A 14,428-nucleotide genomic window follows, 5' to 3' on the forward strand; every position below is an offset into this window, starting at 1 on the left:
AGGAAGTTTGTTTTATGTGTAAAATTAATATTTTTTAGAATGTTTCTTTGCCTGTGTGATTTAATTAATGGGAAAGATAGTTATTAAATCCAGAAGTGATTACATTAGAAAAAATTAAAAATTAAATAAACAGGTGACAAAAAGAGTAGGTGTAAGCCTCCTCTTTGTTTATATAAAGTTATACACAATATGTTGTTGATAATATGTGCATAATTTGTGAATATTTTTATGAAAAAATGAAGTATATAATTAACAAACATGATTACACATAAAATTAATTACAAGATGCAAAATAAAGAATTATAGATTACATGTAAAGGTGGTTTATTAGAATTGGTTAGTCTAGAAGATTCGGGCATAATAAAAAGTCTATTAAGCATATTGTCAATAGTAATACCTCTTATAATATGTGCTTTAATTATTTTTGGTAAAGATGATAAGGGTTAATATATATAATGATATCTATTGACATTAACGTTGCGTATAAGTTTATAGTTGATTATCGGGAGGTGTATTTATGGAATATACGGTGCAGAAATTGGCTTTTATGTCAGGTGTAAGTGCACGGACGCTTAGGTATTATGATGAAATTGGAATTTTAAAGCCTGCTAGGATCAATTCATCAGGCTATCGTATATACGGGGAAAAAGAAGTAGATAGGCTCCAGCAAATACTTTTCTATAGAGAATTTGGAATAAAATTGGATGATATTAAAAGCATTATAGATTCTCCCTATTTTGATAGGGCAAAGGCACTTAAAAAGCATCATAATAAACTTCTTGAAAAGAAAAGGCATCTGGATTTATTGATTTCAAATGTGGAGAAAACAATTGAATTTATGGAGGGGAAAATTAAAATGTATGACAGTGAGAAATTTGAAGGCTTTAAAGAAAAATTCATTTATGATAATGAAAAAAAGTATGGGAGAGAAATCAGAAAGCAATACGGAAATAATATAGTGGATAGGTCGAATAACAGGTTAAAAAATATGACCCAGGAGGAATATAAACAAGTTAGCAATCTTGAAAATCAAATCTTTGAGACTTTGAATAGAGCTTATAAAACGGGTGATGTTTCAGGAGAATTGGCTCAAAAGGCGGCTGACTTGCATGCTAAGTGGATAAGCTTTTATTGGGGAAATTATAATAAAGAAGCTCATGCATCCCTCGCACAAATGTATGTGGATGATAGCAGGTTTAATGCATATTATGATAGAAGTCAACCTGGAACAGCAAAGTTTTTAAGAGATGCAATCTTAATTTATACAAAAATAAAAAAATAGCAGTAATTTAATAAAAGCATTCGGCATCTGTTTGAATTGAGTGTTCTTTATGGTTAAATAATTATAACCTAATTTATAATTTGGCAAGATTAATGCTCATCTAAAATATAATATCTGCTCACTGTCTTCCTTTAAGATTCTACCATGATAGGGTATAACCTGTTATGGATATATAAGGAGGGCTATAACAATAGTTGGTATAGTTATGTGCTATGTTAAAAGATTTATTGATTCTAAGAAAAGATTAATCTAGGAACAGCAGGTAAAGAAATTTAACTGGGAAGGAGCTTTAAAACACAGCAAGTTCTGGCGGTAATGATACTACTATAACTCCGGCAAGTAGTAATTCTGCTAAAACTACAGATACATCTAAACAAAAGGCAGAAGATAAAAAATATAACTATGACAAATTTTTAAAAAATGAAATGGTTGCTACTTATGACCAGGTTAAAAAGGTTATTGGAGAAGGCAACTTACTTCACAAACGAGTTTATTAGGTACTAAATCGGAAGTATATTTATGGTTCAATGTGGATGGATCTAATATGAATGTTACATTTAGCAATGGCGTAGTAGATACTAAAGCTCAATTTCAATTAAAATAAATATTAAAGTGACAAACTCCAGCTTGATTTTAGCTGGAGCTTTTTAACATTGGTGACAAAATGATGACGAATACCAGCAGTTTTAAAAGTGATCTAATATATTTAAACAACTAATTAAAAAAGAAGCCCCGAATTTTGGTAGCCATTAAAAAATGGAGTATATTGTAAAACACTACATTATAATTTAGCACGGATTGATACTTTGGTTGTCGTATAAAGAAATTGGAATGAATATACGATATAATATTCATAATAGAAAGGATCGTTTTTTGTATAGTATTTCCCAAGGTTTAAGAGGGTGGGAAAAAGAGGTAAATGTTATGCGCTGGAATGGCAGAAAGGCTAAGGTAGATATTAGAGACTGGGATGGAAAACATGAGAAAATGGGAAAGGGAATAACTTTGGATAGAGAGGAAATATTAAAGTTAAGAGATTTGCTGAATAAGATTGATATTGATGAACTGGATGTAAAATGAAAAATTTATTTTATATGAGTTAAAGATCCAGGTATCTGAAAAGGAGAAATGTGATTTTGATTGAAATTATAAATAAGCCAATAAACGATAGATTTTATAATTTGGTTTCGAACAGCAAATCAACAATAAAATTATGCGCACCTTATGTTAAAAAAAATATAGTGAATAATATATATGATAATATTAAGGGAAATAATGTTAAAATAGAATTTATTTCAAATTTTAGTATGCCCAACTTTTATAAGAGATCTTCTGATATAGAAGCGTTTAAAATTGCAATAGAACATCAGGACAAAATATATAATTGTCAAACACTTCACGCAAAAATTTATATTTTTGATGAGGAATGTTCAATTATAACTTCATCGAATTTGACTCTATCAGGATTTAAAAAGAATCTTGAATATGGAGTTTTTATAAGTGATACTAATTTGGTCAATAGAACGGTTAAGGATTTTAGAAATATCTGTAATGATGAGAATACAGGTAAAATTAATTCAAAGAAAATAATGGATATTGAAAATATGCTGAGAAGTTTTCCAGAATATAAAGATATTGATTTAGAAAATCACAAGGATACTGAAATTGATAGCCTTCTAGATATAGATGTAGATATATTAAAAGCAAATCTGAATAATTGGCAGAAACTTGTACTTGATGTTATTAATTTAGTTGAAAAATGTGAGTTTTCACTTGATGATATATGTAATTATAAATATGTATTTTCGAATGCTTATCCAAATAATAATACTATAAGAGCAAGTATCAGGAGAAATCTTCAGGAATTGAGAGATTTAGGATTAATAAAATTTAGGGGTAATGGAAAATATAAGAAGCTTTGGAGCTGATTAAATCTGAATCAAAGTTATAATATGAATACATTTTTAATAATTAGTTGATAATGGCTATCATTTACGTGGGAAATATGACATAGTTAAAAAATGTTAAAATAAAATTGAGGTACATAAAAAAGTATTTTTAAAAGAATATTTTTCTTTTTATTTGCTGTTTTTTAATATATTATATTCATTTTATTATTTCATGATTATAACAATTATGAAATGATGATGTCCAATTTTCATTTAAAATGAAGAAATTATTGTAATTTTATCGAATATGTATTAGTATATAACAGTAAAAACAATAATTCAAATGAAGATAGTGGGAGAGTTATGGCTATAGCCATTCACCGAAGAAGTAAATCTTTCAGGTACCTATTTAATTAGAGATGACCGCTATTGGATGAATCCTTGGAGAGACTCTAAATGAGCACCGAAGGAGAAAGCCGCAGGGTAAAACTCTCAGGTAAAAGGACAGGGGAAAGGTAACATATCTTAATTTATATCTTATCTATTCCCATTTATATCTCTAATCACAGAATATTTATATATGGAAAGGTATTTTTATCATGTACCTTTTTACTAAAACGGAGGGATAAAATGGATTTTATATTATTCAGAAGGACATTTTCATCATTATCAATTGAAGCTGGAGTTTGTTTTACCGCATGTCTATTATTACTTAAATGACAAAACAAGAAAGTGTAAACTTAATTATAGTAATACTGGAAAGGCGGAATATATATGTCGGAAAATCAAAATTTATCTAGAGGATTGAAAAATCGTCACGTTCAATTACTTGCAATTGGAGGCGCAATTGGTACCGGGTTATTTCTTGGTTCAGGAAGGTCCATTCACTTAGCCGGCCCATCCATTTTATTTGCATATACTATAACAGGGGTAATTTGTTTTCTTATTATGCGTGCACTTGGTGAATTACTGCTTTCTAACTTAAATTATCATTCTTTTGTAGAATTTGTACATGATTACCTGGGAGATGGAGCAGCATTCATTACTGGGTGGACTTACTGGTTTTGCTGGATTTCACTTGCCATGGCAGATTTAACGGCTTCCGGACTTTATATACAATACTGGTTCCCGAATGTGGCTCAATGGGTTCCAAGTCTTATAGCTCTTATAATTCTGTTAATTATGAATCTTACTACAGTAAGGTTGTTTGGTGAAATGGAATTTTGGTTTGCTTTGATTAAAATTGTTGCTATTTTAGCGCTAATTGTAGTTGGTACATTTATGATTATTAAAGGATTTTGTACAAATGCTGGTATATCCAGCTTTGCAAATCTCTGGAAATATGGTGGCTGGTTTCCAAATGGAATAAATGGTTTTATACTTTCTTTTCAGATGGTTGTATTTGCCTTTACGGGGATTGAATTAGTTGGTTTAACAGCTGGTGAAACTGAAAATCCTGAATATGTTATTCCAAAAGCTATTAACAATATTCCAATCAGGATTATTATTTTCTATATTGGAGCACTTACTGTTATTATGAGCATATACCCTTGGAATTCAATCGATCCAGCTAAAAGTCCATTTGTACAGGTATTTGCTGCAGTGGGGGTAGCAGCAGCAGCTAGCGTTATAAATTTTGTTGTGCTGACATCAGCTGCGTCTGCTTGCAACAGCGGTATTTTTAGCACAAGCCGTATGGTTTACTCTCTCGCTAAAGAAAATAATGCACCTAGGTCAATGGAGAAATTAACTTCTCACAGGGTACCTTCTAATGCTCTACTTTTCTCTGCTGCTGTTATTTTGATATCGGTTATTCTAAGCTATATTATGCCTGAAGGTGTGTTTGTACTCATTACAAGTATATCAACATTTTGTTTTATCTTCATTTGGGCAATTATAGTTGTCTGTCACTTAAAGTATCGAAGAGCTAATCCTGAACTTGCCGCTAGGAGTAAGTTCAAAATGCCATTTTACCCAATTGCCAACTATGCAATTTTAGCGTTTATTGCTTTTGTAATAGTTGTATTAGCACTCAATAAGGAAACGCGTGTAGCCCTATTTGTGACACCGGTTTGGTTTATATTTCTTGGAGCCATTTATAAAACAATTAAACCTAAGAAGAAAAATCAGGAAGATGCTGAAACAGACTTAGTATAGGATAAAAACCGATAAAATGAGAAATTGTATATGCTATAATTACTTTATTATTGATATAGCGGAGGTTTAACATGAATAACTTGTTTGTAGCATTTGCATTAACCATTTTTGCCGGTTTGTCTACGGGAATTGGAAGTACTTTGGCTTTTTTTACTAAAAAGACCAATACCAAGTTTTTAGCAGTAAGTCTTGGATTTTCTGCAGGTGTAATGATTTATGTTTCAATGATTGAAATATTTTTTAAAGCTAAAGGTTCCCTTGTATCTGAATTCGGAATAAAGATGGGGTCATGGATTACTGTAATTGCATTTTTGGTGGGATGTTTTTAATTGCGTTAATCGATAAAATTATTCCAAGTTATGAGAATCCACATGAATTTCATGAAATAGAAGATATGGATGAAGTTAAAAGTGGTGTTGATGACAACTTAATGAGGATGGGAACATTTACCGTATTGGCTATAGCTATTCATAATTTTCCTGAAAGAATAGCAGTATCGGTTCCTTTATATTTTGCCACAGGGAACAGAAAAAAGGCATTTATATATTCATTTTTATCTGGGCTATCGGAACCTTTAGGTGCATTTATTGGATATTTAGTATTATTGCCTTTCATGAGTGATTCCACATTTGGCATACTCTTTGCAGCAGTAGCCGGCATAATGGTATTCATATCCATAGATGAATTATTGCCAGCTGCTGAAAAATATGGTGAACACCATTTGTCTATATATGGATTGATATTTGGCATGATAGTTATGGCTGTAAGCCTGCTGTTGTTTATCTAATCAGAGTTCATACTGTAAATAAGTAAAAATTAAGAAGCAAGAGGTCAATAGATGAGAAAAAAGTTTTTTATAGTGTTTCTGGGATTGATTTGCCTAACTATTGCAGGATTTGAATAGATATATGAGGAAATAAATAAGAATTTGGTATACTGAATTACCTAAAAAAAGAGCACTGTAAAATTTGAGTATTAATAGTACGGTGCTCAGTGATCATTTTATAGACTTCTACTTAGGAAAACATCCTTTGCAACTGAAACGGCATTTAATACTTTTGGAAAGCCTAAATATGGTATGCACTGTATAAAAACTTCAATTATTTTTTCCTTTGATATTCCCACATTTAATGCTCCATTAATATGGACATTTAATTGTTTTTCACATCCGCCCAGTGCTGCAAGCGTAGATAAGGTAACCAGCTCTCTCTGTTTTAAGTCCAATGATGGCCTGGTATAGATATCGCCAAAAGCAAATTCAATAATATATTTTCCTAGATCCGGGGCAATATCTTTAAGTGATTCTACTACCTCTGTACCTCCTGTTCCATCAACTTCTTTTAATTTATTTACTCCCAATTCATAACGACTTTTCATGATTGAATTACCTCCCTGTGTTTGATAATATTATGTTACATGCTGGAGTTAACTCCATGTCAAGAGGTAGGTGAAGGTATTTGAATTATCATATTGGAGAATTTTCTAAAAAAGTTGGATTGAGTATTGATACATTGCGCTATTATGAAAGAATTGATTTGATCCATCCTGAAAGAGATGATATCAATAGACGGATATATTGTGAAAAAGATATATCCTGGCTTAATTTTATATCTAGATTAAAAGCTACAAATATGCCCATTAAACAAATCCAATATTATTCTAAGCTTAGATATATGGGAGATAGCACTTTGAAAGAACGTTTAAAACTATTGGAAAAACAAATGGATAGGCTGCATATTCAGAAAAACAACATAGAGGATAACATATTACATTTGAAGCAAAAAATTGGCATTTATAAGGAAAAAATTAAGAAGCAAGAGGTCAGTAGATGAGAAAAAAGTTTTTTATAGTATTTTTAGTATTTATTTGTTTAGCTATTGTAGGACTTGAGTTTTTTACACATAAAAATATGTTTTATAGTAAAAATGCAGCAAGGATAAAAAATAAGAATATGACTGACAATAAAAACAATGAAACAATTGATGAAAAGTTGAAAAAAGTAATAGTACTGAAGAATTCGGATAAAGACAAAGATGGAATAAAGGATCAAGAGGATATACTACTTGGGGCGAGAAAAGAAGCACATAAAAAAGTAAAATATAAAAGTGGTTATTATATAGGAGGATATCCTCCGGAAAACGAAGGGGTATGCACTGATCTGGTGTGGAGAGCTTTTAGAAATGCAGGATATGATTTAAAGGGTATGGTTAGATGAGGATATAAGGAATAATCCTGGAGACTATAAAAAAATTCAGGGTAAATCGGACCCAAATATAGATTTTAGAAGAGTGCCAAACCTCTATGTTTATTTAAAAAAATATGCATCTAGTATTACTACCGAGCTTAAACCTAATAATATAGATAATTTAAAACAATGGCAGCCGGGAGATATTTTAACCTTTGATCACAGCGAACATATAGCTATAGTTTCCGATAAAAGGACAGAAGATGGTATTCCATATATAATTCATAGTACATCGCCTTATGCCAGAGAGGGTAATGAAATTATGCAATGGATGCCAAAAATAACAGGACATTTTAGATTCCCAAGATAATAGCCGTAAAATATCTATATTGAAAGATATCTTATTTATATATTTATAAAAATAAATAATTCTTGTAACATATGTTACGGAAAATTATTTAAAACCCTGTTAATATAGACTCATAAAAAGAAATAGGGAGGAGCATAATTATGGAAAATAAGATGTTTTGCTATCAATGTCAGGAAACAGCAGGATGCACAGGTTGTACTAAAGTAGGAGTATGTGGTAAAAAACCTGAAGTAGCAGCTATGCAGGATTTGCTTGTATATGTAACAAAAGGAATATCTGCAGTTACTACAGCACTCCGTGATGAGGGAAAGAAAGTAGACAGGAAAGTAAATCATTTGATAACATTTAATCTTTTTACAACAATAACAAATGCAAATTTTGATGAAGATGCAATAGCTTCGAGAATTGTTGAAACTTTAGAGAAGAAGAGAGAATTGCTGGAACAGCTGGATAATAAGGATGACCTTCCAGAGGCTGCAACTTGGGATAGCCTGGATAGGAATGGATTTGCAAAAAAATCAGCTGGAGATGAAGTTGGAGTTCTTTCTACTAAAGATGAAGATATAAGAAGTTTGCGTGAATTGATTACTTATGGAGTAAAAGGACTTTCTGCATATACCAAGCATGCAAATGTTCTGCTTCAAGATGATGAAGAAGTTGATGCATTCATACAAAAAGCATTGGCGAAAACACTGGATGATACTTTGACTGTAAATGATCTTGTAGCACTGACACTGGAAACAGGTAAATACGGTGTAAACGGCATGGCACTTTTAGACAAGGCAAATACATCTGCTTATGGAAATCCTGAAATCACAAAAGTGAATATAGGAGTTAGAAATAATCCAGGTATACTTATTTCAGGTCATGATCTTAGGGATATGGAGATGCTTTTAAAACAGACAGAAGGGACAGGTGTGGATGTATATACTCATTCTGAAATGCTTCCAGCTCATTATTATCCAGCATTCAAGAAGTATTCTCATTTTGCAGGAAACTATGGGAATGCATGGTGGAAACAAAAAGAAGAGTTTGAAAGTTTCAACGGACCTATTCTCATGACGACAAATTGTATAGTCCCTCCCAAAGACAGCTATAAGGACAGGCTATATACTACTGGTGCTGCGGGATTTCCGGGATGCAAACATATTCCAGGTGAAATAGGTGAAGAAAAGGACTTCTCAGAAATTATCGAATATGCTAAAAAATGTGCTCCTCCTACTGAAATAGAAAAAGGGAAAATTGTAGGTGGGTTTGCACATAATCAGGTTCTTGCACTGGCAGATAAAGTTGTGGAGGCAGTTAAATCAGGTGCCATAAAGAAATTTGTGGTCATGGCAGGATGTGATGGAAGAGCCAAATCGAGAAATTACTATACCGATTTTGCAAAAGCTCTTCCAAAGGATACGGTAATCCTTACTGCAGGATGTGCAAAATATAAGTACAACAAGCTTGACCTTGGTGATATTGGAGGAATACCGCGCGTGCTTGATGCAGGTCAGTGTAATGACTCCTATTCTCTTGCAGTAATTGCATTGAAATTGAAAGAAGTTTTTGGACTTGATGATATCAACAAACTTCCTATTGTATACAATATTGCATGGTATGAGCAAAAGGCTGTTATAGTTTTATTGGCATTGCTTTATCTTGGCGTAAAAAATATTCACCTTGGGCCTACACTGCCTGCATTTCTTTCTGCAAATGTAGTAAAGGTACTGGTTGAGAATTTTGGAATTTCAGGTATAGGCTCTGTAGAGGATGACATAGAACTTTTCTTTGAAAAATAAATAAGTAATAAAATCATATTAGGACAAGAAGAAAGTTGCCATATCACATAATGTGATATGGCAGCTTTTTAAATTAGTTTCGGATTAGGTAATCAAATGCGCTTAAAGCTGCAGTTGCACCTGATCCCATAGAGATTATTATTTGTTTGTATGGACTATTTGTACAGTCTCCTGCGGCAAATACCCCGGGTAGGTTTGTTGCGGCATGGTTATCTGTAACAATTTCACCATGTGGATTACGTGTTATGATTTTATCAATCCAACTAGTATTTGGAACAAGGCCAATTTGAACAAATACACCCTGTATTTCAATATGATGTTTTCCTCCTGTAGAGCGATCAATATAGGTAATGCCATCTACCTTGTCACTACCAGTAATTTCTTTTGTCTCAGCATTATTTATGACAGTTACGTTAGGCAAACTGCCAAGACGGTTTTTTAGTACAACATCAGATTTCAGTTCAGGCATATATTCAATAATAGTTACATGATTTACAATTCCAGCCAGATCAATGGCTGCCTCGACTCCGGAATTGCCACCACCGATAACAGCTACATTTTTCCCCTTAAATAAAGGACCATCACAATGGGGACAATAGGTTACACCCTTATTTTTTAGTTCTTTTTCACCAGGTACACCAATATCACGCCATCGGGCACCTGTTGAAATAATTGCAGTTTTACTTTTTAGTACGGGTCCATTTTCAAGCTGGACTTCTATTAGTTCATTCTTTTTTAAACTTACGGCACGCTGAGATGTAATTATATCTACATTGTATTCTTTAACATGTTCTTCAAGGTTTGCAGACAGTTTTGAACCTTCAATGTATTTTGTACCTATAAGATTTTCAATGCCAACAGTATCCATAACCTGGCCACCAAAACGTTCGGCGATAATTCCAGTGCGGATGCCTTTTCTTGCTGCATATATTGCTGCACTTGCACCAGCTGGCCCACCTCCCACAATGAGAACATCATAGGGGTTTTTATTGATAATCTTTGATGTTTTGGTACTGCCAATTTTTGAAAGAATATCCGTAAGCGTCATACGTCCTGTGCCAAAGTGAGTACCATTTAGATAAATGGATGGTACAGCCATAATGTTTTTGCTCTCTATTTCTTTTTTGAAAACTGCACCATCAATCATAGTATGCTTAATATTGGGATTCAGGATACTCATAAGATTAAGTGACTGTACAACCTCTGGACAATTGTTGCAACTTAAGCTGACGTAGGTTTCAAAATTATAAGTGCCCTTTATATCTTTAATTTGCTCAATTGTTTCATTATCAATTTTTGGAGCTCTTCCGCTAACTTGTAGGAGTGACAGTACTAGTGAAGTAAATTCATGACCTAAAGGTACACCTGCAAAAACTATTCCAGTATCTTCATTAGGACGGTCAACACTAAAACTTGGAGTTCTCTGAAGCTTGTTTTTTTTTACCTTGATCCTAAGTGACATATTAGTGAGTTCATTTATGAGAGCCAGCATGTCCTTAGATACACTATCTGATCCAGCACTAACTTTAAGAAGAACATCACCCTCCATCAATTTAAGATATTGTGATAATTGTGATTTTATATCTTCATCCAAAATCATTTATAGCACCCCTTAAATTTTCCCTACAAGATCAAGACTTGGCTTAAGGGCTGAAGATCCTTCTTTCCACTTAGCAGGGCAAACCTCACCTGGATTGTTTCTAACATATTGTGCTGCTTTTAATTTATTGACAATAGTGTTGGAGTCTCTTCCTATATTGCTGGCATTAATTTCTATAGCCTGAATTATACCGTCCGGATCAATGATAAAAGTACCACGATTGGCAAGCCCTTGATCTTCAATGAGTACATCAAAGTTTCTTGACAGTATCTGGGAAGGATCACCGATCATGGTGTAAGTGATTTTATTTATAGTTTCTGAGCTGTCGTGCCATGCCTTGTGTGTATAATGAGTATCTGTTGAAACAGAATATACTTCAGCACCAAGTTCTTTCAATGTTTCATAATTATTTTGCAAATCTTCAAGTTCCGTTGGACATACAAAGCTGAAATCAGCTGGATAGAAAAGAACTACACTCCATTTCCCTTTGAAATTTGCCTCGGTAATATCTGTAAATTTTCCATTTTGATAAGCAGTTGCCTTGAAAGGCTTTACTTCAGTTCCAATTAATGACATACTAACTACCTCCTAAAATTTGAAATTAATATTTTGTTTATTCTATTTAAATGAAAATAATAATCATTATCTCTATGTATTAATTATTATATAGTATCAAAAAAAAGTCAATAGCTTCTGAAAAATTTTTTATATTTTTTTCTTGTTTGGATATTTCCTAAAGTATATAGTAAAATAATAGATAAATGTACTTTGAAAGAGTTGGTTTTATGGATTGTAGTAAAAAAGATATAAAGATATCTGTAAGGAATCTAGTAGAATTTGTATTCAGATACGGGGATTTAGATAATAGATTTACAAGCAATGCGAGAGCTGTTGAAGGCACAAAAATACATCAAAAACTGCAAAAACAATATAAAAGTAGAATTAAAGAGAAAGATGGTATACAGCAGTACAATTCTGAAGTATCATTGAAATGTGAAATAGAATACAAAGAGTTCAGATTTTTAGTAGAAGGTCGTGCAGATGGAATAATTGTACAGGACAATTGTACTATAATAGATGAAATAAAAACAGTTGCCAAACCTCTTGACATTATAGATGAGAATTACAATCCAGTGCATTTTGCACAGGCTAAATGTTATGGATACATATATTCGGTTCAAAATAGTTTAAGAGATGTATATATTCAATTGACTTATTACAATATAAATGATAACAGAATTAAATTTGTGAAAAAAAAGTTTTGTATAGATGAATTAAAAAAATTTTTTCTTGAAGCTCTGGATAGATATTATAAATGGGCAAAATTTAAGGATGAGTGGGAGAATATAAGGAATATTTCAATTGGGAAATTGAAGTTTCCATTTAAGAAATACAGAAAAGGACAGAGAGAGATGGCTGTTGCAGTTTATGGAACTATAAGAGATGGCAAGAAACTGTTTGTCCAAGCACCTACCGGTATAGGAAAGACGATTTCTGTAATTTTTCCGTCCATAAAAGCTCTGGAGAAGGGAATTATATCCAAAATATTCTATTTAACTGCCAAAACTATTACGAGAACTGCAGTAGAAGATACTGTAAAAATATTAATTGAGAATGGATTGAAATTGAAAACTCTAACACTGACTGCAAAGGAAAAGCTGTGTTTTAAAGAGAAAGTGGATTGTAATCCAGAAAAATGTGAATTTGCTAAAGGACATTATGATAGAGTAAATGAAGCTATATTTGATATTATAAGCAGGGAAGATTTGATAACAAGGGATAAAATACTGGAATATTCCGAAAATTTTAGCGTTTGCCCATTTGAATTTTCTTTAGATCTAACTTTACTTTGTGACTGCATAATATGTGATTATAATTATGCTTTTGATCCCGAAGTCTATCTTAGAAGATTTTTTGATGACAAGGCAGGAGAATGTTTGTTTTTAATTGATGAGGCACATAATTTGGTGGATAGATCGAGGGAGATGTTCTCTGCAGAAATCTATAAACAACCTTTTCTAAATATAAAAAAGGTTGTTAAAAATGATTCTAAGGCTTTAAAGACATTAAATAAAGTAAATTCCGAAATGCTTAAATTTAAAAAGAGTTTTAAAAATATACATATCCAAAAAAGTAAAATTGTTGAACTCTATTCTATATTGAGGATTTTCTCGTTTCAAATTGAAAAATGGATAGTTGAAAATTCTGGTAATGAAGGATATGAACAAGTTTTGAAACTTTATTTTAATGTAAATTCTTTTATAAGAATAGGAGAAATTTATAATTCTAATTTTGTTACATATATGGAGAATTCAAATGATGATATCAAAATAAAGGTATATTGCCTTGACCCATCTGCAGCTTTAAATGAGAAAATGGAAACAATTCACTCTGCTGTACTTTTTTCAGCCACGCTGTCCCCCATTAGATATTTTAAAGAGATACTTGGTGGAAGAGACGATGATTATAATATGACTATTTCTTCACCCTTTGCTACTAAAAATAGAATAATTTTAATAGCAAATAATATTAGTACAATTTATAGGCGTAGGGAAAAAAGTTATCTGCCAATTGTAGAATATATATATGATACTATGCTGCAGAAAAAGGGTAACTACATGGTGTTTTTTCCTTCCTATCGTTATATGGAAGAGGTATATGAGCTATTTACAAAAAAATATCCGGATGTTCGCACTAAAATTCAGAAATCTAATATGAAGGAGTGTGAAAAGGAAGAATTTTTATTGAATTTTAAAGAAAAGGTCGAGAATTCATTTATTGCTTTTGCGGTACTTGGTGGAATATTTTCAGAGGGAATAGATCTAAAAAAAGATAGACTTATTGGAGTTATAATTGTAGGAGTTGGAATTCCTAAAATATGTTTTGAAAGAAATATAATTATGGAGTATTTTAACACCAAAAATGGACTGGGATATGAGTATGCTTATATGTATCCAGGCATGAATAAAGTGCTTCAGGCGGCGGGAAGAGTAATAAGAACTGAAGAGGATAAGGGTGTTATATTTTTATTAGATAATAGGTTTTTAACAAGGGAATATAGGAGTTTATTCCCGGGAGAATGGAATAGGAATAGTATTGTAAATTCCAGAAAACAGCTTAAATATATACTTAGAAGGTTTTGGAGTAACATATAAATA

12 protein-coding genes, 1 pseudogene and 1 riboswitch are annotated in these 14,428 nt (G+C 32.1%); of the genes and pseudogenes, 10 read left to right on the plus strand and 3 right to left on the minus strand.

Features of this window, described 5'->3' with window-relative positions; all coding sequences use genetic code 11:
• Positions 1-517: 517 nt before the first annotated feature.
• The 5 genes and pseudogenes from ACSVC9_RS03180 (at position 518) to ACSVC9_RS03200 (ending at position 6,115) form a co-directional block, all read left to right on the plus strand.
• Complete coding sequence (locus ACSVC9_RS03180; RefSeq protein ID WP_446898918.1) at positions 518-1,282, plus strand: MerR family transcriptional regulator; 765 nt, start codon at positions 518-520, stop codon at positions 1,280-1,282.
• 831 nt (positions 1,283-2,113) lie between these two features.
• Positions 2,114-2,362: a YdbC family protein gene (locus ACSVC9_RS03185; protein WP_446898919.1), complete on the plus strand. Its 249-nt coding sequence runs from the start codon at positions 2,114-2,116 to the stop codon at positions 2,360-2,362.
• Positions 2,363-2,418: 56 nt separating this feature from the next.
• Positions 2,419-3,210 carry a phospholipase D-like domain-containing protein gene (locus ACSVC9_RS03190; protein WP_446898920.1) on the plus strand — a complete coding sequence of 264 codons (792 nt, stop codon included), beginning with the start codon at positions 2,419-2,421 and terminating at the stop codon, positions 3,208-3,210.
• Between the two features lie 392 nt (positions 3,211-3,602).
• Positions 3,603-3,689, plus strand: a riboswitch (glycine riboswitch).
• A gap of 256 nt (positions 3,690-3,945) precedes the next feature.
• Positions 3,946-5,328 carry an amino acid permease gene (locus ACSVC9_RS03195; protein ID WP_446898921.1) on the plus strand — a complete coding sequence of 461 codons (1,383 nt, stop codon included), beginning with the start codon at positions 3,946-3,948 and terminating at the stop codon, positions 5,326-5,328.
• Positions 5,329-5,399: 71 nt separating this feature from the next.
• Positions 5,400-6,115: pseudogene (locus tag ACSVC9_RS03200) on the plus strand (zinc transporter ZupT).
• A 215-nt stretch (positions 6,116-6,330) separates the two neighbouring features.
• Here ACSVC9_RS03200 and ACSVC9_RS03205 read toward each other — a convergent pair.
• Positions 6,331-6,705, minus strand: a complete 375-nt coding sequence (locus ACSVC9_RS03205; RefSeq protein WP_446898922.1) for a carboxymuconolactone decarboxylase family protein — start codon at positions 6,703-6,705, stop codon at positions 6,331-6,333.
• 80 nt (positions 6,706-6,785) lie between these two features.
• On the opposite strand from ACSVC9_RS03205, the gene ACSVC9_RS03210 reads away from it, so the two are divergent.
• From ACSVC9_RS03210 to hcp, 4 genes are all read left to right on the plus strand, one after another.
• Entirely contained in the window at positions 6,786-7,160 is a 375-nt protein-coding gene (locus tag ACSVC9_RS03210; RefSeq protein ID WP_446898923.1) for a MerR family transcriptional regulator, read from the plus strand.
• Entirely contained in the window at positions 7,157-7,543 is a 387-nt protein-coding gene (locus tag ACSVC9_RS03215) for a DUF1287 domain-containing protein (protein ID WP_446898924.1), read from the plus strand. Before ACSVC9_RS03210 ends, ACSVC9_RS03215 begins: the two co-directional genes overlap by 4 nt.
• Before the next feature lie 34 nt (positions 7,544-7,577).
• Positions 7,578-7,883 carry a DUF1287 domain-containing protein gene (locus tag ACSVC9_RS03220; RefSeq protein WP_446899788.1) on the plus strand — a complete coding sequence of 102 codons (306 nt, stop codon included), beginning with the start codon at positions 7,578-7,580 and terminating at the stop codon, positions 7,881-7,883.
• A gap of 140 nt (positions 7,884-8,023) precedes the next feature.
• The gene (gene hcp / locus ACSVC9_RS03225; RefSeq protein ID WP_446898925.1) at positions 8,024-9,670 is read left to right on the plus strand and encodes a hydroxylamine reductase; all 1,647 of its coding nucleotides are present in this window, start codon (positions 8,024-8,026) and stop codon (positions 9,668-9,670) included.
• 73 nt (positions 9,671-9,743) lie between these two features.
• Here the strand turns inward: hcp and ahpF are convergent, their stop codons facing one another.
• Both ahpF and ahpC read right to left on the minus strand, forming a co-directional pair.
• Complete coding sequence (gene ahpF / locus ACSVC9_RS03230) at positions 9,744-11,270, minus strand: alkyl hydroperoxide reductase subunit F (protein WP_446898926.1); 1,527 nt, start codon at positions 11,268-11,270, stop codon at positions 9,744-9,746.
• Between the two features lie 12 nt (positions 11,271-11,282).
• Positions 11,283-11,846: an alkyl hydroperoxide reductase subunit C gene (ahpC, locus tag ACSVC9_RS03235; RefSeq protein WP_446898927.1), complete on the minus strand. Its 564-nt coding sequence runs from the start codon at positions 11,844-11,846 to the stop codon at positions 11,283-11,285.
• Between the two features lie 209 nt (positions 11,847-12,055).
• Here ahpC and ACSVC9_RS03240 point away from each other — a divergent pair, with 209 nt between their 5' ends.
• Entirely contained in the window at positions 12,056-14,425 is a 2,370-nt protein-coding gene (locus ACSVC9_RS03240) for an ATP-dependent DNA helicase (protein ID WP_446898928.1), read from the plus strand.
• Positions 14,426-14,428 lie beyond the last annotated feature (3 nt).

The sequence above is a fragment of the Clostridium sp. LBM24168 genome (assembly GCF_052953915.1).